This window comes from Streptomyces sp. NRRL S-87, assembly GCF_000719335.1.
Lineage (GTDB): Bacteria > Actinomycetota > Actinomycetes > Streptomycetales > Streptomycetaceae > Streptomyces.
On the sequence record NZ_JOGB01000064.1, the window covers coordinates 15,142 to 39,508 of the forward strand.

At 72.9% G+C, this 24,367-nt stretch carries 16 protein-coding genes and 1 pseudogene; 9 read left to right on the forward strand and 8 right to left on the reverse strand.

Annotated elements, in window-relative coordinates; all coding sequences use genetic code 11:
* Nucleotides 1-73 precede the first annotated feature (73 nt).
* The 4 genes from IF43_RS0129885 (at nucleotide 74) to IF43_RS0129900 (ending at nucleotide 4,162) form a co-directional block, all read left to right on the forward strand.
* Entirely contained in the window at nucleotides 74-859 is a 786-nt protein-coding gene (locus IF43_RS0129885) for an alpha/beta fold hydrolase (protein ID WP_037890644.1), read from the forward strand.
* A 263-nt stretch (nucleotides 860-1,122) separates the two neighbouring features.
* Entirely contained in the window at nucleotides 1,123-2,067 is a 945-nt protein-coding gene (locus tag IF43_RS0129890) for a glycoside hydrolase (protein ID WP_030207846.1), read from the forward strand.
* Between the two features lie 179 nt (nucleotides 2,068-2,246).
* Entirely contained in the window at nucleotides 2,247-3,302 is a 1,056-nt protein-coding gene (locus IF43_RS0129895) for a DUF6215 domain-containing protein (protein WP_030207849.1), read from the forward strand.
* Between the two features lie 164 nt (nucleotides 3,303-3,466).
* Nucleotides 3,467-4,162, forward strand: coding sequence for an alpha/beta fold hydrolase (locus IF43_RS0129900; protein WP_037890647.1), 696 nt, complete (start codon nucleotides 3,467-3,469; stop codon nucleotides 4,160-4,162).
* 108 nt (nucleotides 4,163-4,270) lie between these two features.
* Here IF43_RS0129900 and IF43_RS0129905 read toward each other — a convergent pair whose 3' ends face one another.
* Nucleotides 4,271-4,915: a GAP family protein gene (locus IF43_RS0129905; protein WP_030207857.1), complete on the reverse strand. Its 645-nt coding sequence runs from the start codon at nucleotides 4,913-4,915 to the stop codon at nucleotides 4,271-4,273.
* Nucleotides 4,916-5,242: 327 nt separating this feature from the next.
* Between IF43_RS0129905 and IF43_RS0129910 the strand changes: the two genes are divergently transcribed.
* Both IF43_RS0129910 and IF43_RS0129915 read left to right on the forward strand, forming a co-directional pair.
* Nucleotides 5,243-6,844 (forward strand): FAD-binding oxidoreductase, encoded by a 1,602-nt coding sequence (locus IF43_RS0129910; RefSeq protein WP_030207861.1) that lies wholly within the window; start codon nucleotides 5,243-5,245, stop codon nucleotides 6,842-6,844.
* Between the two features lie 154 nt (nucleotides 6,845-6,998).
* Nucleotides 6,999-7,886: an oxygenase MpaB family protein gene (locus tag IF43_RS0129915; protein ID WP_234332585.1), complete on the forward strand. Its 888-nt coding sequence runs from the start codon at nucleotides 6,999-7,001 to the stop codon at nucleotides 7,884-7,886.
* Nucleotides 7,887-8,093: 207 nt separating this feature from the next.
* Here IF43_RS0129915 and IF43_RS0129920 read toward each other — a convergent pair whose 3' ends face one another.
* The 6 genes and pseudogenes from IF43_RS0129920 to IF43_RS0129950 form a co-directional block, all read right to left on the reverse strand.
* Complete coding sequence (locus IF43_RS0129920; protein WP_030207867.1) at nucleotides 8,094-9,314, reverse strand: glycosyltransferase; 1,221 nt, start codon at nucleotides 9,312-9,314, stop codon at nucleotides 8,094-8,096.
* On the reverse strand, nucleotides 9,277-10,125 hold the full coding sequence (locus IF43_RS0129925) for a MerR family transcriptional regulator (RefSeq protein WP_078910565.1): 849 nt from the start codon (nucleotides 10,123-10,125) through the stop codon (nucleotides 9,277-9,279). The genes IF43_RS0129920 and IF43_RS0129925 overlap by 38 nt, the downstream gene beginning before the upstream one ends.
* A gap of 128 nt (nucleotides 10,126-10,253) precedes the next feature.
* Nucleotides 10,254-10,813, reverse strand: a pseudogene (locus IF43_RS0129930) (MMPL family transporter); the annotation flags it as partial.
* Nucleotides 10,814-10,908: 95 nt separating this feature from the next.
* Entirely contained in the window at nucleotides 10,909-15,033 is a 4,125-nt protein-coding gene (locus IF43_RS0129940; RefSeq protein WP_051796430.1) for a trypsin-like peptidase domain-containing protein, read from the reverse strand.
* 61 nt (nucleotides 15,034-15,094) lie between these two features.
* Nucleotides 15,095-15,442 (reverse strand): CU044_2847 family protein, encoded by a 348-nt coding sequence (locus tag IF43_RS0129945; RefSeq protein WP_030207878.1) that lies wholly within the window; start codon nucleotides 15,440-15,442, stop codon nucleotides 15,095-15,097.
* A 537-nt stretch (nucleotides 15,443-15,979) separates the two neighbouring features.
* Entirely contained in the window at nucleotides 15,980-17,224 is a 1,245-nt protein-coding gene (locus IF43_RS0129950; protein ID WP_030207880.1) for an SUKH-4 family immunity protein, read from the reverse strand.
* Nucleotides 17,225-17,418: 194 nt separating this feature from the next.
* Between IF43_RS0129950 and IF43_RS0129955 the strand changes: the two genes are divergently transcribed.
* Nucleotides 17,419-18,972 (forward strand): alpha/beta hydrolase, encoded by a 1,554-nt coding sequence (locus IF43_RS0129955; protein ID WP_030207882.1) that lies wholly within the window; start codon nucleotides 17,419-17,421, stop codon nucleotides 18,970-18,972.
* A gap of 98 nt (nucleotides 18,973-19,070) precedes the next feature.
* Here the strand turns inward: IF43_RS0129955 and IF43_RS37090 are convergent, their stop codons facing one another.
* Nucleotides 19,071-19,331: a hypothetical protein gene (locus IF43_RS37090; protein WP_037890651.1), complete on the reverse strand. Its 261-nt coding sequence runs from the start codon at nucleotides 19,329-19,331 to the stop codon at nucleotides 19,071-19,073.
* 750 nt (nucleotides 19,332-20,081) lie between these two features.
* On the opposite strand from IF43_RS37090, the gene IF43_RS37095 reads away from it, so the two are divergent.
* Nucleotides 20,082-20,561, forward strand: coding sequence for a ricin-type beta-trefoil lectin domain protein (locus tag IF43_RS37095; protein WP_037890654.1), 480 nt, complete (start codon nucleotides 20,082-20,084; stop codon nucleotides 20,559-20,561).
* Between the two features lie 304 nt (nucleotides 20,562-20,865).
* Entirely contained in the window at nucleotides 20,866-24,252 is a 3,387-nt protein-coding gene (locus IF43_RS0129970; protein ID WP_158939559.1) for a DUF11 domain-containing protein, read from the forward strand.
* The last annotated feature ends 115 nt before the right edge of the window (nucleotides 24,253-24,367 follow it).

A 24,367-nucleotide genomic window follows, 5' to 3' on the forward strand; every position in this document is an offset into this window, starting at 1 on the left:
AAATCGAATCTTTGCGCGATTTAGAGAGTTCTCCCGGATCTTCACGTGCGGCCGGCGTCCTAGGATCCACGCCATGCGTGAGTTCTTCATGGTGGGTGGGCGCAGGCTGTCGTACCTGGACTTCGGTGGGCCGGGGAAGCCGCTCCTGGCCCTGCACGGGCACTACAACGAAGCAGCGGCGTTCGCCCCGCTCGCGGCGGCGCTCGCGCCGCGGTGGCGGGTGATCGCGCTCGACCAGCGCGGTCACGGGGAGTCCGAACCCGCGGTGGCATACGGGCGGGACGACTACGTGGCCGACGTCCTCGCCTTCCACCGGCATCTGGGACTCGGCGCGGTGCCGCTGCTGGGGCACTCGCTGGGCGGCCTGAACGCGTACCAGTTCGCCGCCCGGCACCCGGACGCGGTCAGCGAGCTGATCGTGGAGGACATCGGGGCCGTCGTCGACTGCGACTGGTCGTTCACCCTGCGCCTTCCCCGCCCCGCACCCTCCCGGGAGGCGCTGGTCGGGGCTCTGGGCGGGGCCGCGCCCTATCTGGAGTGCTCGTTCCGGCAGGAGGGCCGGCGGTGGGGCTTCTCGTTCGGCATCGACGACACCGTGACGTCCCAGAAGGCGCTCGACGGCGACCACTGGGCCGACTGGACGGCGGTGTCCTGCCCGACCCTCCTGGTCCGTGGGACGCGGAGCGAGGAACTGGCGGCCGATCACGCCCGGGACATGATCGCCCGCCGCGGCGGACGGGCCCGCCTGGTGGAACTGGACGCCGGTCACGTCGTGCACCACGACGCCCCGGAGCGGTTCGCCGCCGCGGTCTCCGCCTTCCTGTCGGAGTCCGGCCGAGCCGCGGACCGGCGGGACTGATCCGGCAGCACCGAGACCGCCTCGTCCGTGTCGCACAGCCGGCAGGCCCCGTACTCGTGCCGCTGCGCCCCATGTGGACACCGCTGCGCAAGGGCGTGAACCGGCCGACCGGAATCCTTCAGGTGCACTCCTTCCCGATGTGACGGCGCAACGAGCCGGCGCACTCCGATGCAACGGCCGGGCTCGGGTGACTGCCCTGCGCGGGGGCCTGCGCCCCGCCATGCTGGGTCCTCCGGCTCAGCACTCCACAGGGGGAGAGGATCATGGCCGAGAACATGACGCGACGAGCGGCCCCGGCCGCCGCGCTGATCGCGTTGGGCGCGCTGCTGGGGGTGGCGCCGGGCGGCGCCGCCGCAGCGACCCGGGCGCCGGACACCGCCTACATGGCGTGGCGGGGGACGGGCAACGACCCGAACATCTACTGGTCGCGCCTGGTGAACGGACGGTGGACGCAGCAGCAGGGGTTCCCGGCGACCACCGCCAGGGAGCCCGACCTCGCGTACGTCAACGGCCGGGCGTACATGGCGTGGCGCGGCTACGGAGCGGACAACCACATCTGGTGGTCGAGGTACGACGGGCGGCGCTGGACCGGTCCGCGGCAGCTGGCCGACCGGCGCAGCACCTACGCGCCGGCGCTCGGCGTGGTGGGCGGCAAGCTGGTGATGGCCTGGCGCGGGGCCCAGCCGGACGACCACATCTGGTGGTCCACCTTCAACGGCACGTCCTGGTCCGCCCAGCGGGTGCTGGACGACCGCCGTGCGGTGGGGGCGCCGGCACTCGGGTCGGCCAACGGCAAGCTCGTCATGGCCTGGCGGGGCACGGGGACGGACGACCACATCTGGTGGTCCACCTTCAACGGCACGTCCTGGTCCGGTCAGCGGGTGCTGGCGGACCGCCGTACCGGCGCCTGGCCCACCCTGGGCGCCCACGGTCGGACCCTGGTGATGGCCTGGCGCGGTACGGGGGCGGACGACCACATCTGGTGGTCGACCTTCAACGGCACCTCCTGGTCCGGTCAGCGGGTCCTGGACGACCGGCGGACCGGCAACTACCCGGCCCTCGGAAGGGGCGCCGGCCGGCTGTACATGGCCTGGCGGGGGACCGGCCCCGACGACCACATCTGGTGGTCCTCGTTCAACGGGTCCACCTGGTCGGGCCAGCGAGCGCTCCTGGACCGGCGCACCAGCGGATCGCCCGGGATGAGCTGACGGGCCCGACCGGGATGCGCTGACGGGACAGACCGGGATGAGCTGAAGGGCCCGACCGGGACGGCGTACGGGACAGACCGCAACCAGTGACTGGACAAACCCGGACGAGGTCCCTGCGCGATCCCGGAACTGTGGCTTCCACCATGGTCAACACGGCGCCGCGCTGATGAGATCACCGGATGCTCGGTCTCATCCTCCGCATTCTGCCGTTCTGGATCCGGGAACCCCTGCTCATCGTGATGGGTTCGATCCTCGGCGCACGCCTCGTGTACGTCGACCTCCCCGCCCAGGACTGGCTGGGGGTCGGTCTCGGCCTGCTGTTCCTGGCGTTCACCGCGGTACGGATCCACTGGGTGGTCCGGGCCCTGCGAGCACGCCGGAACCCGGCCCAGGTGGCCTCGGCGGCCCCGGCCCCGGCCCCGGCCCCGGCCCCGGCCCCGGCCCCGGCCCCGGCGACGCCGGCCGGGGCCGCCGCCCCCGCCAGGCCCGCGGCCGTACCCCGTCCCGGCCCTGCCGCTCCGGTGAAGGAGCCCAACGCCTGGGGCCAGGCCTTCGCGGCCGTGGCCCTGGTCGGGGTACTCGCGGCCGCGGCGTGGGTGGGGCCGCGCTTCCTGCCGTCCGACGGGATCACGCCGCCGCCCGCCTCGTGCGAGGACGGGGAGACGAAGGAGCCGCCGAAGACCTACGAGAACCCGCCCCGTACGCCCCGTGCGGTGACCGGCGCCGAACTGTGCCGGGCGCTCGACCTGCCCGACCTGCCCCGCCTCCTCGGAACCCCCGGAGAGACCGCGACCACGGTGTCGAGCACGAACGGCACCGCGCCCCTGACGGGCGGGAAGGTCGCCCAGCCGGAGGCCGAGGTCGCGTTCGACACGTACTCGGTGAACGTCTCCGCCACCTACAACGACCTGTCGATAGCCCAGTACGTGAAGCTGATGAAGTTCGGGAACGAGATCGACGTCAGGACGCGCTCGGTCCAGGGCCGGCCCGCGGTCCTCTCCTCGGACCACACCATGAAGATCAGCATCAATCCGGGCGGCGCCGCCGGCTCGAGCGGCCCGGTCGAACAGGGCCCCCTGGCCCGGACGCTCTCCGTGGCCCTCGACCGCAAGGACCGGGGCGGCTACTGCGAGATCACCGTGTGGAGCAGGACCGGAGCCCTTCCGGACGACGCCGTCCTCCTCGCCATCGCCGACAAGGTCCTTCCCGCCATCCCCGAACGAACCGGCCGCTGAGGACACCGACGGCACCCGCGCGGCCGCCACTCCGGCCCGCCGGCAAAGACCGGCCGGCGGGCGGCGGTCCGCCATGATGGCGGAACTGCCGCCCGGCGCGCGGCCGATCGCGGCCTGCGCCACCCCGCGGGCGGGTCGCGTCACCGCGAGGACGGAGCCCCGTCGTGAGTACGTTCGCACTGATCCACGGTGCCGGTGACTCCGGCTGGTACTGGCACCTGGTCGCGGCCGAGCTGCGGTCGCGGGGGCACGCCGTGGTGGCCCCGGACCTTCCGGCCGACGACGACGCGTCGACGCTCGACGACTACGCCGACGCCGTGCTCCAGGCGGTCGGCGACCGTCGGGACCTCGCGGTCGTGGGCCAGTCGTTCGGCGCCTTCACCGCGCCCCTGGTCGCCGCCCGCCGTCCGGTCTCGTCGCTCGTCCTGGTCGCCGGGATGGTCCCGGCGCCGGGCGAACCACCGGACCACTGGTGGAGCAGCACCGGCTACGCCGAGGCCGTTCGGCGCCAGGCCGGCCGTACCGGCAGCGACGATCCGTACGTCGCGTTCTACCACGACGTGCCCCGCGCACTCGCCGACGAGGCGATGGGCAGGGAACGGGCCCACCCGTCGCCGGCCGCGTCGGCCCAGCCGTGGCCGCTCGACGCCTGGCCGGCCGTCCCGACCCGGTTCGTGCTGTGCACCGAGGACCGCTTCCTTCCCCCCGACTTCCTGCGCCGACTCGTGCAGGAGCGTATCGGCGTGGTCCCGGAGGAGATCGCGGCGGGCCACTGCGTCGCGCTGAGCCGTCCGGTCGAGCTTGCCGACATGCTGGATACACGGGGACCGGCGGCCGGTCGGGCGGCGGCTGTGCGATGACGGGTGTCAGGTGACGGCTGTCAGGTAACGGGTGACGGGTGTCAGGTCACGGCTGTCAGTGACGGGTGTCAGGTGACAGCCGTCAGGGACAGCTGTCAGGTGAGGGTGTCACGTGACGAGTGCGTAGATGCTGCTGGCGGTCAGCCAGAGTCCGGCCAGCAGCGCGAGGGTGATGACCAGCTGGTTCTGGTGCTGTGCGAGCCAGGCCCGCAGGGCGTTCAGCCGGGCCTGCGCGGCGTCCGGCGCCCAGACGGTGTACAGCTCCATGACCAGGAGACTGAGGGTGGCCAGCAGGCAGTAGCCCGTCAGCGCGAGCCAGTCGGACAGGGACGAGAGGTCGGCGTCGACGACCGTCGCCGCGCCGGCGCCGACCAGGGCCCACGGCTGGAGCAGCCAGGCGAGTGCGGCGGCGGTCCCGAGCGAGGCGTTGTCGATGCGGCCCGTCCAGTTCGGCGGCCGGTGCGGGCGGGGTGGCCGCCGCAACCGGTAGCCGCCGAACACCACCAGCCCGACGCCGATCGCGAGCTTCGCGGCGAGCGCGGTGGTCGACGGCGTGCTGTGGTGGCGGGGCGGCGTCCCGCCGGTCAGCAGCATCACGCAGGCGATCACCACCACGAGGTTGGCCAGCCAGGACAGCACGAAGGCCAGGCCCTTGCGCACACCACGGCGTGACGCGAGCAGCAGGATGAAGGCGCTGTTGTGCAGGGGCCCGAGGGTGATGGCCGTGCCGATCACGATCAGGTCGACGACCATCGGCACGGCGGCTCCCTGAGATCGGGCCCGCCGGCGTCTCCGGGCGGGGACCGCCCACGGGCTGGCCCGACGGGCCGGGGCGCGGGCGCCCACGCGGCGCCGCATCCCGACTCTGCGGCTCCGGGCCCGGTGGGTCAAGCGGACCACGCCGACGACCGGACGGCCCGTACCCCCGGCACCGCTCCCGTCACCCTCACGGCCGCCCCGGGGCCGGCGGTACGTCGGCGCCGGCGCCCGTCTGACGACCCGACAGGGGCCGCGCGGAACCGCCGACCCCCGTACGCCCTCTGTGTGGTCATGAGCACAGCACCACGATCGGAGGCCGCCATGAACAGGCGCACCATGCTCGCAGCGGGCACCGGCTTCGCGGCGGCCGCCGCCTGGACGGTCGGCTGGGGCAACGGCGAGGGCAACGCCGCCCCCGGCCGCGCTTCCACCACCGGCCGGCAGGCACGCCCGGGCACCGACTCCGCCCGGTCCGGCGGCCGCCCGGGCCCGCCGAGCGCCGCGGACTGGTCCGCGCTGGGCAGGGGTCTCCAGGGCGGTCTCATACGCCCCGGCGACGCCGACTACGCGACCGCCCGCCAGCTGTACAACACCCGCTTCGACGGACAGCGCCCCGCCGCCGTCGCCTACGTGGCCAACACCCCGGACATCGCCGAGTGCCTGGCCTTCGCCCGCAAGCACGGCACCCCCGTCGCCATACGCAACGGCGGGCACTCCTACACCGGTTGGTCCAGCGGCACCGGTCGCCTGGTCATCGACGTCTCCGCGCTGAAGTCCGTACGCACCGCCTCCGGCAGCGCCGTCATCGGCGCCGGCGCCAAGCTCATCGACGTCTACACCCAGCTCGGCGCGCACGGCGTCACCGTCCCCGGCGGCTCCTGCCCCACGGTCGGCGTCTCCGGCCTGACCCTCGGCGGCGGCCACGGCGTCGTCTCCCGCGCCTACGGTCTCACCTGCGACAGCCTCATCGGCGCCCGCATCGTCACCGCCGACGGCAGGACCCTCGACGTGTCCAAGGACCGGGAGGCCGACCTGTTCTGGGCGCTGCGCGGCGCGGGCAACGGCAACTTCGGCGTCGTCACCGAACTGCGCTTCCGCACCCACAAGGCGGCCGACGGCGTCACCGCCTATCTGACCTGGCCCTGGGCGAAGGCCGCCGCCGTCCTCCGCGCCTGGCAGGAGTGGGGCCCCGGCCAGCCCGACGAGATCTGGTCGGCGCTGCACCTGTCCGCCGCCCCCGGCCGCACCCCCACCGTCTCCGTCGCCTGCTTCTCGCTCGGCACGTACGGCGGCCTGCAGAACGCGGTCGACCGCCTGGCCGACCGCGCCGGCGGCCCCGGCCCCGCCTCCTCCGTCACCCTGCGGCGCCGCGGCTACCTCGACACCATGCGGATGTACGCGGGCTGCGCGACGAAGTCCACCACCCAGTGCCACCTGCCCGGCAAGACCCCCGGGCGGCAGCGCGCCGGCCTCCTCCAGCGGGAGACGTACGCGGCGCGCTCGGACTTCTTCGACCGCTCGCTGAGTCCCGCAGGCATCCGGGCGCTGCTCGACCAGGTCGAACGCTACGGGCGCCGGACGGGCGGCGGCGGAGCCGTCTCCGTCGCGCTCACCGCGCTGGGCGGGGCAGTCAACCGCGTCTCCCCGCAGGCCACGGCCTTCGTGCACCGGCGCTCGCGCTTCCTGGCGCAGTACACCGGATCCTGGTCCGCCGGGGGCTCCGGCAGCGTGCAGACGGCCTGGCTGGACGGCGCGCACACGGCGATGCGGCGGTACGCCTCGGGTGCGGCGTACCAGAACTATGCGGACGCGTCCCTGAAGGACTGGCGCGCCGCGTACTACGGCCCGGCCGCCGACCGGCTGACCAAGCTGAAGAAGCGTTACGACCCGCACCGGCTCTTCGACTTCCCGCAGGCCCTGTGAGCCGACGGGGCGGCGCGGGGGGCCGAGGAGGGCCGGGCACGGCGTCAAGGCCGCCGCCCGGCGCGCCGGGCGGCGCACCGCCCGCGTGACGGGACCGCGCCGTGCGCGGGCGGCGCGGTTTACGGAACCGCACGTCCGGCGTGACACTTGAACGGTGAACCGGTCGGAGGCGCTGAGCCGGCTGGTGTCGCCGCGGGCCCGCGACCGCCTCGGCGACGCCCTCTTCCAGCGCGTCGCCGGCCCGTCCGGCCCGCAGAACCGGGCCAGGATCCACGGCGCCCCGGGCCCCCGGTGGTTCGCCCCCGACGAGCCGATCCGCCGCGTGCACGGGGACGCCTCGATGTTCGTCGGCGGCCTGAGCGCCCTGCTGCTGCAGTCCCTGCACCCGCGGGCCATGGCGGCGGTCGCGGCCCACTCCGGCTACCGGGGGGACCCCTGGGGCCGCCTCCAGCGCACCAGCACCTTCCTCGCCTTCACCACCTACGGCACCGCCGCCGACGCCCAGCGGGCGGTGGACCGGGTACGGGCGGTCCACGAGCGCGTCCGCGGCCGCACCCCGGACGGGGAGCCGTACCGGGCCGGCGACCCGCACCTCCTCGAATGGGTGCACATCGCCGAGGTCGACAGCTTCCTGCGGGCCTACCAGCAGTACGGCGCCGGGCAGCTGGACGCGGCCGAACGCGACGCCTACGTCGCGGGCGCCGCCCGCGTCGCCCGCGCCCTGGGCGTGACCGGTCCGCCGGGCACGGTCGCCGAGCTGACGGAGCGCATCGAGGCCTTCCGACCGGAGCTCCGCGGTACCGAGGAGGCCCGGGCGGCGGCCCGCTTCCTCCTGCTCCACCCACCGCTGCCGTGGCCGGCGCGGCCGCCGTACGCGCTGCTGGCCGCGGCCGCGGTGGCCCTGCTGCCGCCCTGGGCCAGGGAGCCGCTGGGCCTGCCGCTGCTGCCGAGGACCGAGCGGTGGTGCGTACGTCCCGCCGGTGCGGCGGTCACCGCCACCATCCGCTGGGCGATGCACCCGCCACCACCGGCCGCCCGCTGACCGGGACCGCCACCTGCCGCCCGCTGACCGGGACGACCACCTGCCGCCCGCTGACCGGGACGACCACCGGCCGCCCGCTGACCGGGACGACCACCTGCCGCCGGCTGACCGGGACGGCCGCGGCCGCCGGCTGACCGGCGCCGCCACCCGGCGCCGGTTGACGAGGCCGCCGCCGGTCCGCCGCTGCCCGGTGCCCGCCCGCGGCCGTCAGCCGGCCAGCCGCGCTACGGCCGCCACGACGGCGCCCGCCCCGTCCTCCGCCGCCATGTGGCGCGCCGCGGCCCTGGCCGCCGCCGCGTACGACGGCTCCCGCACCACCCGCGCGAGCGCGTCCCCGAGCCCCTCGGCAGTCAGCGAGCGGAACGGGATCGGGGCCGGGGCCGCCCCCACCGCGGCGAGCCGCCTGGCCCAGAACGGCTGGTCGGCCGCCACGGGCACGGCGACGGACGGCACCCCCGCGCGCAGCGCCGCCGCCGTGGTGCCGGCCCCGGCGTGGTGGACGACGGCGGCCAGCCGCGGGAACAGCAGCGCGTGCGGGACATCGCCGACGGTCATGACGTCGTCCCCCTCGTACCCGTCGGCCGCGAGCCCGGCGCTGCCCGACTGCAGGACGCCGCGCAGGCCCGCCCGCCGCAGTGCGCGCACGGCGATCCCACTGACGCGCCCGCCCTCTCCGGCGGCCATGCTGCCGAAGCCGACGAGCACCGGCGGCGGCCCGGCCGCCAGGAAGTCCTCCAGCTCCGCGGGCAGCCGCCGGTCCCCACCCGCGTACGGCCACCAGGGCCCGGCCACCGACAGGCCGGCCGCCCAGTCGGACGGCCGCGGCACCAGCGCCGTACTGAAGCCGTGCAGGACGGGCCACCCGGACTCGTCCCGGCGCCGGCGCATGCGTGCCGCGGTCAGCGCCGGCAGCTCCAGGCGGGCCCGCAGCCGCGCCACCGCCGGCTCGAAGACCCGGTCGGCCATGCGCAGGGCGAACCGCCCGGCCGCGCGGTTGCCGAACCGGCCCAGCGACCGCGTTCCCGTCACGGGGGGCGGGAAGTCGCCCGTCGGGGCGGTGGGCTGGAGGTACACGCCGAGGCTCGGCGTCCCGGTGGCCTCCGCGACGTGCCAGCCGAGCGGTGCGGTGGTGGCCGACAGCAGGAGCAGGTCGGTGCCCCCGTCCACCGCGTCGGCGAACCCCTCGCCCAGTTCGGTGACGAACGAGGCGGCGGCCCGCACCAGTTCGCGCTTCCCCCGGACGCCCCCGTGCCGGCGGTGGTCCGCCGGCAGCGGACGGAACTCCAGCCCGGCCTCGGCGGCCAGGGGCCCGAAGCCCTCCGTGGCGGCCAGCGCGACCTCGTGCCCGGCCCGGCGGAGTGCGACGCCCAGCCCGGTGTAGGGCGCGACGTCACCTCGCGAGCCCGCCGTGGCGATCAGGATCCTCATCGGTCTTCCTCACGTGTGATGCGGTGGGTGCGGGCAGGTCACCGGCGCGCCGCGACGCGTTCGCGCGGACCGCCTCCTGCAGGTAGGCGGCCAGCCCCGGACGCTGCTGCGAGGGCGGCACCACGAGGGCGAAGGCGCGCGGGTCGGCGGCGAAGTCGGCGGCGACGCGCCGGTGCATGTCCGGCGGGCACGGTGTGAACCAGCGGGACACGTGCAGCCGGTGGGCCTCGGCGACGTCCATCGCCCGTTCGCCGTCGGCCGGTTCGCCGTCCTCGAAGGCGGCGAGCAGCTCCGCCCGCCAGCCGGCCGCCTCACCCATCAGCCGTCGCCAGTCCTCCTTGGTGTGGGCGGCGGCCCGGGCCATCGCCCGCCGGTGCCCCTCGGAGTCCTGCCACTTCAGCTGCGCCTCGGTGGCGTAGCTGAGGTCGAAGACGATCTCGCCGAAGACCTCGAACCGCTCCTCGGGCGTGAGGGACACCCCGGTCCGCTGGACCTCGACCGCCCGCTCGGCCACCTCGGCCAGCCGCTGCAGCCGGGCGATCTCCTCGGCCAGCCGCCGCTGCCGGGCCTTGAGGTGCTCCAGCGCGTTCGCCTGCGGGTCTGCGAGTATCTCGGCGATCTCGTCGAGGGCGAAGCCCAGTTCGCGGTAGAAGAGGATCTGCTGGAGCCGCGCGAGGTCGGCGTCGTCGTAGCGGCGGTACCCGGCCCGGCTGCGGTCGCCGGGCGAGAGGAGCCCCGTCCGGTCGTAGTGGTGGAGCGTGCGCACGGTCACCCCGGCGAAAGCCGAGACCTGACCGACGGTGTAGCCCATGGACCTGCCCTTTCGTTCGCTCACAGCCTCGAGCCTGACGTAGGGGGAGGGTCAACCCGGCGGGCGGGTGCCGCCCGCCGGGAGCCCGAGGCACGGCCCCGGTCCCTACAGGTGGCGGCCGTTCGACGTCAGGACCGCGTCGACGGTGCGGGCCGGGCGAGGGCGCTGGACCACCAGGCGCGCGGGCCGATGTCGATGACCAGCGCCGGCACCAGCAGCGACCGCACGACAACCGTGTCCATCAGGACGCCGAACGCCACGATGAACGCGATCTGCACGAGGAAGGCCAACGGGATCACCATCAGTGCGGCGAACGTCGCCGCGAGCACCACCCCGGCGGAGGTGATCACCCCTCCCGTCGTGACCAGTCCGCGCAGCACGCCCTCGCGGGTGCCGTGGACCAGGGACTCCTCGCGCACCCGCGACATCAGGACGATGTTGTAGTCCACGCCCAGCGCCACGAGGAACACGAACCCGTGCAGCGGCACCGACGCGTCGGTGCCGCCGAAGCCCAGCAGCTGCTCGAAGACCAGCGCGGACACGCCGAGCGTCGCCAGGAAGTTCAGCGCGACCGTCGCCCCAGCAGGACCGGCACCAGCACGGACCGGAGCAGCGCGAGCAGGGTCAGCAGGATGATGCCGAGGGCGACCGGCACGATGACGGTGCGGTCGCGACCCGCCGTCTGCTGGTGTCCTTCGCCATGCGGTCTCTTCTCATCGTCGTCTGTGACTCGGCCAGGCTCTTGTACACGGGGCCCCGGTAGTTCCCGTCGAAAGAACAACGCTAAGCCCGCCAAGCTTCCCCTGAGCCTTCGGGGCACGCAGGGCTGGGGGATCGGCCAGGCATATAGGCCGTCCGCTCCGCTGGAGTGAGGTCGCGGGCTACGGCCCGGCAGACCTTCTCGATCGCCGTGGCGGGCTGAGGGAGGGCGCCGCCGACATCCCACAGCCGCGCGGTCTTGTCGCTGCTTGCTGTGGCAAGGGTGCGGCCGTCGGGGCTGAACGCCACGGAGGTTACCGAGTCGGTGTGCCCGTTGAGGGTGGTGAGTGTTTTGCCACTGGCCACGTCCCACAGCCGTGCAGAGTAGTCGGTGCTGCCGGTGGCGAGAGTGCGGCCGGCGGGACTGAATGCCACCGAAACGATCTCGTGGGTGTGCCCGATGAGGGTGGTGCGGGTTTTGCCGCTGGCCACGTCCCACAGCCGTGCAGAGTAGTCGGTGCTGCCGGTGGCGAGAGTGCGGCCGTCGGGGCTGAACGCCACGGAGTACACCTCGTCGGTGTGCCCGATGAGGGTGGTGCGGGTTTTGCCGCTGGCCACGTCCCACAGCCGTGCAGAGTAGTCGGTGCTGCCGGTGGCGAGAGTGCGGCCGTCAGGGCTGAACGCCACGGAGGATACCGGGCCGGTGTGCCCCTCCAGGATGGTGCGGGTCTTGCCAGTGCTCACATCCCACAGCCGTACGGCGTAATCGCGACTGCTGGTGGCGAGGGTGCGGCCGTCAGGGCTGAACGCGACTGAATACACATCGCCGGCGTGGCCCTGGAGGGTCTTGCGGGTCTTGCCGGTGGCTGTGTCCCACAACCGCACGGTGCTGTCTAGGCCTCCGGTGGCGAGGGTCCGGCCGTCAGGGCTGAAGGCCACCGAAAGGACCTCGCGGCCATGCCCGGCCAGGGTTGCACGCACCTTGCCGCTGCCCACGTCCCACAGTCGTGCTGTGCGGTCGAAGCTGGCGGTGGCGACGGTGTGGCCATCCGGGCTGAATGCAATCGAATACAGCTCGGCAGTGTGTCCGACCAATGCCGTTCCGGTGGTCTTGCCGGCCACGTCCCACAGCCGCACGGTTTTGTCGGCGCTGCCGGTGGCCAAAGTATGGCCGTCAGGGCTGTACGCCAAAGAAAACACCTGGTCGGTGTGCCCGGACAGGACCGTCCTGATGGCGCCGCTGGCCACGTCCCACAGCATCACTGACTTCTGATCGTGGGCGGTGGCGAGGGCGCGGCCGTCCGGGCTGAAGGCCACCGAATACACCTCGCCGGCGTGGCCCTGGAGCGTTGTACGGGTCTTGCCGGTGGCCACGTCCCACAGCCGCACGGTGAAATCTAGGCCTCCGGTGGCGAGGGTGCGGCCGTCCGGGCTGAAGGCCACCGAATACACCTCGCTGGTGTGGCCCTGGAGCGTTGTACGGGTCTTGCCGGTGGCCACGTCCCACAGCCGTGCGCTCGTGTCGCCGCTGGCGGTGGCGAGGGTGCGGCCGTCGGGACTGAACGCCACGGAGAACACCACACCGCTGTGGCCCTCCAGGACGGTCCGCTGCTTGCCGGTGACCGCATCCCACAGCCGCACGGTCGTATCAGAGCTGGCGGTGGCGATGGTGCGACTGTCGGGACTGAACGCCACAGACTGCACCTCGCTGGTATGTCCGGACAGAATGGTACGCATCTTGCCGGTGGCGGCATTCCACAGCCGCACGGCACCGCCGCCGCCGCCGACGGCGAGGGTGCTGCCGTCGGGGCTGAACCGCACCGCAGCCACCTCGTCGATGCTATTGAGAGTGGCGCGGACCTTACCGGTGCCCATATCTCGCAGTCGTACGGTGGTGTCGTAGCTGCCGCTGGCCACCGTTTGTCCGTCGGGGCTGAACGCCACCGAGCTCACTTCTGCGGTGTGGCCGGTCAAGCGCCGATGAAGTGGGAGGGCGGCGGCGGTTCGCAGGCTCGCGACGGACTCCGGAGTGGGGCTGGCGCGGTATGCCTGGACTGCCAGCAGGGAGGCGAGTTCGGGGTTTGTGCCAAGCAGCGTGTTGGACTGGGCAGCGAGCTGGCGGGACAGTGCGGCCTGCCGTCCGGTGGCTGCCACGCGCCACTGCCACACGGCGCCGCCTGCGGCGATGAGGGCGAGGACCAGCAAGCCGGCCAGGACCGTGTTGAGGCGTCTGCTGCGCCGGATGACGGCCTGTTGGCGGTTCTTGCTGGCAGTGAGGAAGGCAGCGATGTCCCCTGGGAGGCGGCGCTTCTGCGACCAGTCGAGGCCATCGGCCAGTGCCGTTCCCCCGAGCAGGTCTCCCGGGTCGGCCTTCTCGGCCCAGCGGGCATTCCGTTCGCGGGTGCGGTCGAGCCATTCCTGGAAGCGGTGGTCCTGGCTGACCCAGTCCCGCAGCGTGCCCCAGTCGCGGATGAGCGCGTCATGGATCAGCTCGGCCACCGGCGGCCCGGGAGGGGCGTCAGGGTCTTGGAGGGAACGGAACGTCTGGGTGGTGATGATGCGATGGCGCGTGAGGGCGGTGATGACGTCGTCGACGGCCTTGCCGCTGCCGGGGCCGTCCTCGGGGCTCGCCGCCAGGTCGCGCAGTTCGTCGAGCGGGATCTGTGCGCGGATGGGGGGAACGTTATGGGCGGGGTCGGCCGGTCGCACTAGGGAGGTCAGGATCTGCTGCGCGATGGGCTGGTGATCGGGAGGCAGCTGGTTGACTGCGGTGTCGCACCACGTGGTCAGGCTACCCGTAACTCCGCCGATGCGCCGGTACGCCTCATGGGTGAGGTAGCCGTCCTCGCGCCGCTCCCACAGCTGGCTGAGGGTCAGCTCGAGCAGGGGCAGCACGGTGGTGGGTGCGTGCTGGGCCGCGGTCCCCTCGGGTGTCGCGGCGAGGACGTCGGTGACGATCCGCTCGGGCAGATCCGGCCGCAAGTGGATCCCCACGTCCTGCGCGGGCAGGGTGACGATGTCGTGCAGGTCCTGCCGGCTGAGGGTGGCCGGTACGTTGAGCAGCCCGGGCATCGCGGCTTCCAGCAGCTGGGGAGCGAGGGCAGCAAGCCGGGGGTAGAAGTCGTCACGCATGATCAGGATGATGCTGAGCTCGGCGGACGAGTGGACCGCCGCCGTGATCTCCTCCGCGCCGGCCAGTCGGCGGTCCTGCCGGTCGCCGTTGACCGGCTGGGCGAGGAGCTCTTCGAACTGGTCGATGATCAGCACGACACGCTGAGCCCCGGGTTCGGTTGCCAATCGGCGGGTGACGGCCGCGGCGAGCCCGTCGGTGGCGGCCCCGGGCAGCCCGGCGCGTTCGAGTTCAGCCGGCAGGTCCCGCCTCGGTCGGGCGAGGACGGGCAGCCAGCGGTCGCTGCCGGGCAGTGCACCCGCGGCCAGCGCCCGCAGGACACCGGCCTGGACCAAGGACGACTTGCCCGAACCGGAGGGGCCGAGCAGGAGCACCAGGCGCTGCTGCCGGGCCAGGTTCGCCAGTACCTGCCGTACTGCGTCCTCCCGGCCTTGAAACCACTGGGCATGCTCCGCCGTGAACGGCTCCAGTCCCCGGTAGGGACACACGTCCCGCTCGACCAGGTCCGGCCAGACCTCCCGCAGTACCTGTGTGGGGGTGACGTAGGCGATGCCCTGCCCTCGTGTGTACGTATCGGGGGCCGTGATCGCGGTGAGCATGCCGATGACCAGGCCGGTGACCTCGTCGAGGACCGGTCCGCCGCTGAAGCCGGTGGTGAGGTCGTTGGCCTTGGTCAGTTGCAAGACCGGGCCTCTGGGTTCGCCAGCCGGCAGCAGGTCGCCGGCCTCGCCGTAGCCGTAGTGGCCCTCCTGAGGGGCCTGGGCGGGGAACCCGTACGAGCGGATCTTGTGCCCCCGGCAGCCTGCCGCGGAGCCCAGTGGTAGGGCCTCCACACCTGCCGGTGTACTGCGCAGGCGTACGACGGCCACGTCTTCGCGCTCGGGGGCCCGCCAGGCCTCGTCCAGGACCTCTCCCTCGGCTCGGGGTGCGCCCGGGGCGTGCGGGAAGACCAGTCGCACTTGCTCGCCCGGGCCGCTTCCCGCGGCCAGGGCGACGTGCGCACAGGTGAAGAGGACGCCTTCGGCGACCAGGAACCCCACGCCGGCCACCCGCCCGTCCGGGCCGACGATCTGCGCCACGGCAGGGGGCAGTCCCGAAGCGGGGTCGCTGTCGGGCCGTCGCTCGTTGCCGAACACCCGATCAGCCCCGAGCCTCGTCCGCGGGGGAATGGCGGGGACCATTCCGCTTCCACGCCATGGTCACGTTCAAGTGGCAATGGGCGCCGGTCTTGGTGATCACGGCGCCGGCCTCGACCGCGAGGTCGACACCGAACCCGACCGTGATCTCGTCGGGGCGAGCCTTGCGTAGCTGCTCGAGCGTGATGCGGGCAGCCTCCGTCACCGGCTCCAGAGCCTCTTGCAGGCTCTCCGGCAGATCGTGAATGGCATCGCCGATGCGTCCGGCCTTCACCGGACCCTCCAACCCGGCCGGGGCCTCGATCAGGAGAGAGCCACCGCCGCCCAACGGAATCCGAGCCAGAGGTGTCATTCCTCCTCCTCCGCCTATCCGCGCAACGAGCCGCCCGCTCTGCCAGGGCGAGGACCGCCCACAGCCGTGAGCCGTCCTCGTTCGCGATCGACCACCGGGAGACGGGCCTGTCATGGGTTCTCAGCCAGCGTTATTGACTCCGGCGCCAGCCGCATGCCCGAATGGGCCGGACGAGAGACACCCAGGCTCTGCTCTGCCTCACACGACGGCGGGCCGACGTGGTGGAGGAGCCATCCCGGGTCCCCGGCCGGCAGTCCGGCTTCTCCTCAAGGTCATCCAAAGAGCAGTTCGACGTTCGAGTCGATGCAGGCCCTCAGCACGGTCACGAGCTGTCGGGCGTCCTTGATGCGCTGCAAGAGAGCGGGGTTGTCATCCCGTGTCCGGGCGGCCGACGACCGCCGCGTGGTCCACCTCCACCACGAGGAGCGGGCCCGCCGGGTGGCCCGCGTCTGCTTCCGCCCCCTGGCCTTCGGTACGGACGCCGCCTGCGCCGGCTTCAGCGACGACGAACTGGGGGTGCGGGCGGGGCGTCCGGTGTCAGTAGCCCCACGGGCTGAGCTCGAGGATGGCCGCGAACAGGTGCCCCCACACGTCCCCCGGGGGCGCGTCCTCGTCCACCGCGAGCGGTTCGAGGGCGGCGACCTCGCGCAGGAAGTCCCGCTGGCCGTCCTCACCCGGGTACGCGTCCCAGCAGGCGCCCATGTACCGGTACACGGCCTCCAGCAGTCGCACGAAGGTCTCGGTGTCCCGGGCGAAGGGGAACGGCCCCGTACCGTTGCGGACCATCGACACCGCGCCCGTCACGGGGTGGACGAGCACCCGCCCGGTGTCGGCGTACCGGAGGTCGAAGGTGCCCAGGTGCAGCAGGCCGTGCTCGTCCGGCTCGAGCCCGTGGGCCGTCCCGTCGGCCCAGGCCAGCCCGAACGAGGCGACTCCGGCGGCGAACCACGTCGGCAGCCCCGCCGTCACCGCCAGCTCCCGGGTGGGCTCGTGGACCAGCGCGGCGGGAAGCTGATCCTGCGTCAGCAGCACCGTACCGTCCGCGCCGAACGCCGTCACCAGGCGGGCCGCGTCGAGGGGCGCCTCGGCCGCCGTCGGCCCCGCGAACCACGGGGCGCCCTCGCCCCAGGAGACGGCCTCGGAGCCCGCCCGCCCGTCGGCCGCCGCGCCGTTGCGCTCCAGGACCACGACGCCACGCGGATCGAAGAACATCACGCGGCCGCCGCCGAGCGGAGCGGGCTCCTCCCAGGTCCCGGGCTGGTAGAGGCCGTGGTCCTCGTCCGGGTCGAAGAGGACCGGCCCCTCGACGGGGGCGTCGTACGGCCGCTCGGTGCACTCGCCCGCGGCGGGCGCGGGAAGCCGTTCGCCGGTGGCCGGATCGAGCCAGCGCTCCGGGGTCCACTGGGACCACAGCCTCAGCAGGAGACGCCCGTCCGGCCCCTCGTGGACCGCGACGCCGGCGTCCCCGCTCAGGTTCGGCTCGGCCCGGTACGCGCCGATCGGCCGCCACCAGGCCCACACGGTCCGCCACGGCATGCCGGGCTCGGCTTCGGCGACCCGGTCGGCGTAGGCGTCGTGGCCCAGTACCTTCGCGGCGAAGTGCAGCCACGAGGCGAACTCCGCCCGCGGGACCTCGGCCCCGTCGAGGATCGCGACGGCCTGGGCATGGGCCTCGCGACCCGGCCCGCCGCCGGTGGCCGGCAGGTCCCCCAGCCCGTCCGGGCCGGCCGCGAGCAGAGCCGCGGGGGAGGCGAACAGTGTGTCAAGATCGTCGCGAGTCATGCGGACATGCTGCCAGCCCCCACCGACAGGCCCGCCCGCAGCCCCACTTCGCACGCGCCTCTTCCTCCACGTCGGTCCCGGCGCGGGCGGCGCGGACCCCGAGCCCCGCCTCGTCCCGTCTCGGGGACAACCCCACCCGGTTTCCGGGTTTTCCCGGAGTGCCCGGAGGTGTCCATCGCTCCTAGGGTGCGGGCATGCCAACCTCCCGACGTTCCAAGGCCTTCGCGGCGTGCATGGCGCTGCTCGCCGCCGCCGCCACCACGACGACCACCGCCGGCATCACCACGACCGCCGCTGCCGCCCCGGACCCGTTAGCCCGCTTCCACCACCAGCGCGTGGACTGGCACGCGTGTGCCCTCGGCGCCGACGACACGCTCGGCCGGGCACTGGACGCCGCCGGCGCCGACTGCGCCGACATCACCGTGCCCCTCGACTACGCCGCCCCCCGCGGTCGTACGATCACCGTCGCCGTATCCCGCCTGAAGGCCACCGACACCGACCACCGCGTCGGCCCGCTGCTGCTGAACGACGGGGGACCGGCCGGGCCCAGCCTCCACATGCCCCTGACCAAGTCGACGGTGATGGGGGACGTCGCCGGCCGCTACGACCTCATCGGCATGGACCCGCGCTTCGTCGGCCGGAGCACCCCGCTGGACTGCGGATGGGACCTCGGCTCGGCCCCGCTGCGCTCCGCGGGCACCGACCGGGCGGCGTACCTCCGGGAGGTCGCCGTCGCGCGCGACCTGGCCCGGCGGTGCGAACGCGCCCACGGCGACGTGCTGCCGTACGTCACCACCCGCAACACCGCCCGCGACATGGACGTCGTCCGCGCCGCCCTCGGGGCGGACACCCTGTCCTACCTCGGCTACTCCTACGGCAGCTACCTCGGCGAGGTCTACACGCAGCTCTTCCCCGGCCGTACCGACCGCATGGTGCTCGACGGCGTCAACTCCCCGCAGCTCTACGAGCAGACCCTGCTCCACAGCGCCCGGGCGGCCAACGAGGCGGCCCTGCGCGCATGGGCGTCGTGGGCCGCCGCACGGCACGGCACCTACGGGCTGGGCGCCACGCGCGCCGAGGTCCTGGGCACCGTGGCGCGCATCCTCGACGCCGCCGCGCACGAGCCGCTGCGGATCGGGACGGGGACGCCGTACCTGCTGGACGAGCACGTCCTGCCCGCCGTCCTCGTCGGCGGCCTCGGCAGCGACCTCGACGGGCGGCGCGCCGACCTCGCCGGGACCGTCCGCCTCCTGGCGTCCGCAGCCGACCGGAAGCCGGTCGAGCCGTCCGAAGCCCTCGCCGGCCAGTTGGAGTTCCTGCTGACCGGGGCGGGCTCGGCCCCCGCCAGCCAGATGACCGCGATCGTCTGCGGCGACGTCGCCGAGCGGCGCGGCGTCGGCAGCTACTGGCGCGCGGTCCAGGCCTCCCGCGAGCGGTTCCCCCTCGCCGGCCCCCTGGCCGACAACATCACCCCCTGCGAGTTCTGGGGCCGCCCCGCCGAGGAGCCGACGGTGCTCGACAACGACGTCCCGGCCCTCCTCGTCGCCGCCACCGGCGACCCCCGCACCGTCTACGCCGGCGCCCGGGCCGTGCGCGCGCAGTGGCCGAGCTCCCGGCTGCTCACCGTGGACGGCGCCCGCCAGCACGGCCTGTACGGCGAGTACGGCAACGCCTGCGTCGACGACCGCGTCAACGCCTACCTGCGCACGGGCCGGCTCCCCGCGCACGACCCGACCTGCCGGGTGTAGCCCCGTGGCGGCGGCCGGCACCGGGGCGGTGCCGCGCCGCCGGACGGCGTCGGGGGCGGTGCCGGCGTCGGTGGGTGGTGCCGGCGTCGCCGGCCCCGTCACCACAGGGACGGGAAGCACCTGTTCATCCACGCGTGGGGCGCTTCGGTGCCGTCCCAGCCGCCCTCGGGGCGACCGGCCGTCACCTCGATCGCGTCCAGGCGCGCGCCGGGGTGGGCCTCGGCGAGATGCGCCCGCCCCGCTTCGTACAGGGCATCCAGGGAGTCGTCGAGGGCGGCGGCGGGGCCGGGGCGCAGACACAGGCCGCAGCGGGCCTGGAGGAAGGCGCCGTGGTCAGGTGGGAACAGGTGCCAAGTCACGTGCTGCCTAACGACGTCGAGGGTGCCGTGGGCACCCTGCCCGCCCCGGGCCGTCGGCCCCGCGGGTGCAGCGCACGGCGTGGAAGCCGCTGCCGTCCCGCGCCGACCGTTCGGCCGCGGTCCACCCGCCCGGTTTCAGGTCTTCGCGCGGAGGCGGCCCGAGTCACGTGTTTTCGGCTACGTGCACCGAAGTGCCGGCTCGTGTTCATCGTGCGCGACCATTCGGCTGGATGTCGCACCTGGCGGTGCGGAGGTGAGATATGGCGAAGCGGTGCGCGCAAAACGTTTCGGCAATTCGAATATCGCGTCCGGTTGTCGCGTTTCCGGGGTCTAATTCACGGGTGCTCGGCGCGAGGGGAGGGATTGCGGCGCGCCGGATTCGAGCCCTGCGTGCACGTGTCGTCTGGGCCGATGTCGGAGACCTGGCCTGGTCAGACGGGGTATGGCCCGGACCCCGGGCCGGCCGCGGCGGTCGCGGTCGGCCGAATGTGCGGGCAGCCGCTTTTCGGCCATATTTCGGCGGGAGCGCGAGGGTCAATTCGACGCGTACGCCGCCATGATGTGCAAGATCAATGATCATCGGATCATCTGTGGACTACCTGCTTCGGGTGAACGAATTGCACAATTTTCCTGAGGGGTGCGTGGTGGCTGGTATCAATTTCCATGGGCTCGGATTCGAGCCGGATAACGCCGCGATTTGGTCGTGCGTAAATCGTCCGACCCGTACAGAGATAGATGGGAATCCGCATCATGGGAATCGCCCTCCGCAAGACCCTGGCCCTCACCGCGCTCGCTGTGGCGGCCTCCCTCCTGCCGGCAGGCGAGGCAGGGGCGGCGAGCGCCGCCCAGCAGGTCGCACGCACCCCCGGTCGGTACTGTCTCGCCAACGCCTGGGGGACCCCGAGCGTCTCGTCGAAGCCGTGCGACGCCGCGGACCAGGGGCAGCACTGGACGGTCTCGGGCAACCAGATCTCCCTCGCCAATGCGCGCGGCTACTGCCTGGCCAACACCTGGAACACCGCGCAGGTCTCGACGAAGCCGTGCAACCCCAACGACCCCGGGCAGTACTGGAGCGTGTCGGGCCAGCAGATCTCCCTCACCTTCGCCCCGGCCTACTGCTTCGCCAACGCCTGGGGGACCCCGAACCTCTCCACGAAGCCGTGCGACGCCGCCGACCCGGGGCAGAAGTGGGTGGTCTTCAACGACCAGATCAGTCTCTCCAACGCCTGATCCTCGGCAGTCGGGGTGCCGGTAAGAACGCTGTCACCAGCCGCAAACGGCGGTGATCAGTCCTCTGGCCTGGAGGGCCGGGGCAGTTCTTGCCGTGGTGGTCGTCTCGCGAGCGCGAGACGGCCGCCCCAGCACCTCCCGCACACCGGGGGAAGCTCAGCGCACGCCTCCTCGGCCGATCGGTGACTGTACGCGTCGGCTCCGGCGGGGATGGGGAGACGGCCGGGCTTCGTGCTGCATGCTCACGTCCGACAGGAAGAGGGGGGTACGGCACAAGAGGAAAGCGGGCCGGACGATGCGGCGGATGCTCGTGGTCGGTGCGGTACTGGGCGTGCTCATGGCGGGCGCCGGGAGCGCGAACCCGGCGATAGAGAGCGTGGGCTTTACCCAGCCGGCGATTGCGCAGGCGGCCCGTGTGCCGGGTGCGGCACCGTCCGACACCACACAGGAACGGGACGTCAAAGCGAAGTTCACCGCACTGCCGCTGCGTTTCGTCGAGAATCGCGGCCAGGCGGGCGACGGGGTGAACTACTACCTGCAGGGCGCCGAGACCTCGGTGTCGTTCGGTCCGACGGGCCTGACGTACGGCCTCACCGGTCCCGACACGAAGAACTCCGAGAAGAGACAGCGCTGGGTCCTCAAGCTCGACTTCGTGGACGCGAAGCCGACAGCGCCCGTGGCCGAGGCGCCGGCGCCCGGCAGGGTGAGCTATTTCAAGGGATCGCCCGCGAAGTGGCGGACCGGCTTGCGTACGTACGGCCGCCTCGTCTATCACGACCTCTGGCCGGGGATCGACCTCGCGTACTGGGGGACGGGCAGCAGCCTCAAGTACGAGTTCCGAGTGGACCCGGGCGCAGATCCCGGACGGATCCGGATGGCCTGGCGCGGCGCGTCCGGCGTCACCCTGGACCGTTCAGGAGCGATGCGGGTCGCGACCGGTGTGCGCGCCTTCACCGACTCCGCTCCGGTCAGCCACCAGCCCGGTCGTGAAGGCGGCCGTCCCGACCCTGTGTCCAGCGCGTTCCGCCTCACCAAGGCCACGAGTAGGGGCAAGACCGAGGGCACGGATACGGATACGGTCACGGCCGGTTTCGGCTTTGAGGTCGGCTCGTACGACCGCACGCGCCCGCTGGTGATCGACCCGGCCACGTTCGTGTACGCGGGCTTCGTCGGGGGTGGCAACCAGGACATCGCCTTCGCCGTCGCGGTCGACTCGTCCGGCGCCGCCTACGTGACGGGAGAGACCTCGTCCAGCGAGCCGACGTTCCCCGAGACCGTGGGCCCCGACCTCACCTTCAACGGCACCTCGATGAGCTTCACCGACGGCTTCGTCGCCAAGGTCGCACCGGACGGCACGAGTCTGGTCTACTGCGGCTATCTCGGCGGAGGCCTCCTCGACCGGGGTCTCGGCATCGCCGTCGACTCCGATGGCGCCGCGTACGTTTCGGGGGAAACGCTGTCGACCGACTTTCCGGTGACTGGCTCACTCGACACCACCGCGAACGGTGGACTCGACGCCTTCATCGCCAAGGTGAACCCCAGTGGCTCCGCCCTGGAATACGCCGGCTACATCGGCGGGGACAGCCTGGAACGCGGCCGCAGCGTCGCCGTGGACTCCAGCAAGGCCGCGTACGTGGGCGGAGTCACCAGCTCGAACCAGGCCACGTTCCCCGAGACCGTCGGACCCGACCTGACGCACAACCAGGACCTGGACGCCTTCGTCGCCAAGGTCCACCCCGACGGCAACTCCCTCGTCTACGCCGGCTACATCGGCGGTCAGCAGGAGGACGAGGCCTACGGCATCGCCGTGGACTCGGCGGGTGCCGCCTACCTCACGGGCCACGCCGTCTCCACCGAGACCACGTTCCCCGTGACGGTGGGGCCCGACCTCTCCCACAACGGTGGTCCCGGGGGCGGGGGCGACGCCTTCGTCACCAAGGTCAACCCGTCCGGTGCCGCGCTCGACTACTCGGGCTTCATCGGCGGTGACAGCACGGACTTCGGCTTCGGGATCGACGTGGATGCTACGGGCGCGGCCTATGTGACCGGCCAGACCCGCTCCACCGAGACGACGTTCCCCGTCGCCGTCGGACCCGACCTGACGCACAACGGGGGTCCCGGCGGCCTGACCGACGACGCGTTCATCGCCAAGGTGCAGCCCGGCGGCGCGACGCTGGGATACGCCGGCTACATCGGCGGGAACGGTGTGGACATCCCCCGGGGCGTCGCCGTGGACTCCGCGGGCGCCGCCTACATCACGGGACAGACCACGTCGACACAGGCGACGTTCCCCGTCACCGTCGGTCCCGACCTCACCTACGGCGGCGACTACGACGGGTTCGTCACCAAGGTCGCCCCCGGGGGCGGCTCTCTCGTCTACGCCGGCTACGTGGGCGGCCTCAGCCTGGACATCGGCTATGGCGTGGCGGTGAGCCCGTCCGGCGCCGCCTATGTGGTGGGCCAGACCCTCAACGACACGGGCCTCGGCTTCCCCACCACCGTCGGCCCCGATACCAGCTTCAACGGGAGCAGCGATGCGTTCGTCGCCAAGATCACGGAGGCCGAGACGGCCGACCTCGCGGTGACGAAGACGGAGAACGGCCCCGTGACGGTAGGTCAGGAGGTGACCTACACGCTCACGGCCACGAACAACGGCCCGGACACGGCGTACGGCGTCACGGTCACGGACCGTCTCCCGGACTCGTTCACCTTCACGTCCGGCAGCCCGGGCTGCGCGGAGACGGCGCCCGGCTCCGATGAGGTGGTGTGCCAGATCGGGACTCTCAACCCCGGGGCGAGCGCGAGCGTGACCAGGACCATCGCCGCGACGGCCACCGCCGAGGGCACTTTCACCAACGAGGCGACGATCACCGGGGCCGTGGCCGACCCCTCCCCGGACAACAACACCGCGACCGTGGACACCGTCGTCAATCCGCAGACGGCAGACCTCTCGGTCACCAAGACCGACAGTCCGGACCCGGTGACGGCTGGTCAGAACGTGACGTACACGGTCGTGGTCACCAACGGTGGTCCGGGAACGGCGACCGGGGTGGTCCTGACGGACACGCTGCCGCCGTCGTTCACCTTCGTCTCGGGCAGCGGGTGCACGAAGACGTCCTCCGGGCCTGACGTCGTCAGGTGCGACATCGGAACGCTGACGTCCGGCATGAGCGCGACACGGCTGATCACGGCGACGGCGAACAGCGCGGGGACCGCCGTCAATTCGGTGACCGCCTCCGCGACGACCGTCGACCCGAACGGCGGAAACAACACCGCCACGCAGACGACGACCGTCAACGCGGCCGGCCCGACCTGCTTCGGCGAGCCCGCGACGATCACGGGAACCGCCGGGGACGACCAGATCAACGGCACCCCGGGGCGCGACGTCATCATCGCGGGAGCCGGCCACGACACCGTCAACGGCCACAACGGCCCCGACCTCATCTGCGGTGGAGACGGGCCGGACGAGCTGATGGGAGGCAACGGGAACGACCGGATCGACGGTGGCGGCGGGGACGACCACGTCCTCGGCGACAACGGCGACGACCACCTGCTCGGCGGCGCCGACAACGACCAACTGCTCGGCGGCCCCGGCACCGACGTCCTCGATGGCGGATCCGGATCCAACCACAACATCGGTGGTCCCGGAAGCGACTCCTGCACCAACCCCAGTTCGCCCATGCTCTGCTGAGCCCCCGGGACGCACACCTGAGGGGGTTCGTCCGGTTACGGAGGGTGGGTTCGGGGGGTGGGGGCGGTGAGGCGGCCCACAGGGCGCAGGTCACATCCGAGGGGCGGTAGTAGAC

What these genes read in the sequence shown, in the direction of transcription:
- IF43_RS0129885 (WP_037890644.1), top strand. Translation starts at nt 74, where the DNA reads ATGCGTGAGTTCTTCATGGTGGGTGGGCGCAGGCTGTCGTACCTGGAC.
- IF43_RS0129890 (WP_030207846.1), top strand. Translation starts at nt 1,123, where the DNA reads ATGGCCGAGAACATGACGCGACGAGCGGCCCCGGCCGCCGCGCTGATC.
- IF43_RS0129895 (WP_030207849.1), top strand. Translation starts at nt 2,247, where the DNA reads ATGCTCGGTCTCATCCTCCGCATTCTGCCGTTCTGGATCCGGGAACCC.
- IF43_RS0129905 (WP_030207857.1), bottom strand. Translation starts at nt 4,915, where the DNA reads ATGGTCGTCGACCTGATCGTGATCGGCACGGCCATCACCCTCGGGCCC.
- IF43_RS0129910 (WP_030207861.1), top strand. Translation starts at nt 5,243, where the DNA reads ATGAACAGGCGCACCATGCTCGCAGCGGGCACCGGCTTCGCGGCGGCC.
- IF43_RS0129920 (WP_030207867.1), bottom strand. Translation starts at nt 9,314, where the DNA reads ATGAGGATCCTGATCGCCACGGCGGGCTCGCGAGGTGACGTCGCGCCC.
- IF43_RS0129925 (WP_078910565.1), bottom strand. Translation starts at nt 10,125, where the DNA reads ATGGGCTACACCGTCGGTCAGGTCTCGGCTTTCGCCGGGGTGACCGTG.
- IF43_RS0129945 (WP_030207878.1), bottom strand. Translation starts at nt 15,442, where the DNA reads ATGACACCTCTGGCTCGGATTCCGTTGGGCGGCGGTGGCTCTCTCCTG.
- IF43_RS0129950 (WP_030207880.1), bottom strand. Translation starts at nt 17,224, where the DNA reads ATGACTCGCGACGATCTTGACACACTGTTCGCCTCCCCCGCGGCTCTG.
- IF43_RS0129955 (WP_030207882.1), top strand. Translation starts at nt 17,419, where the DNA reads ATGCCAACCTCCCGACGTTCCAAGGCCTTCGCGGCGTGCATGGCGCTG.
- IF43_RS37095 (WP_037890654.1), top strand. Translation starts at nt 20,082, where the DNA reads ATGGGAATCGCCCTCCGCAAGACCCTGGCCCTCACCGCGCTCGCTGTG.
- IF43_RS0129970 (WP_158939559.1), top strand. Translation starts at nt 20,866, where the DNA reads ATGCTCGTGGTCGGTGCGGTACTGGGCGTGCTCATGGCGGGCGCCGGG.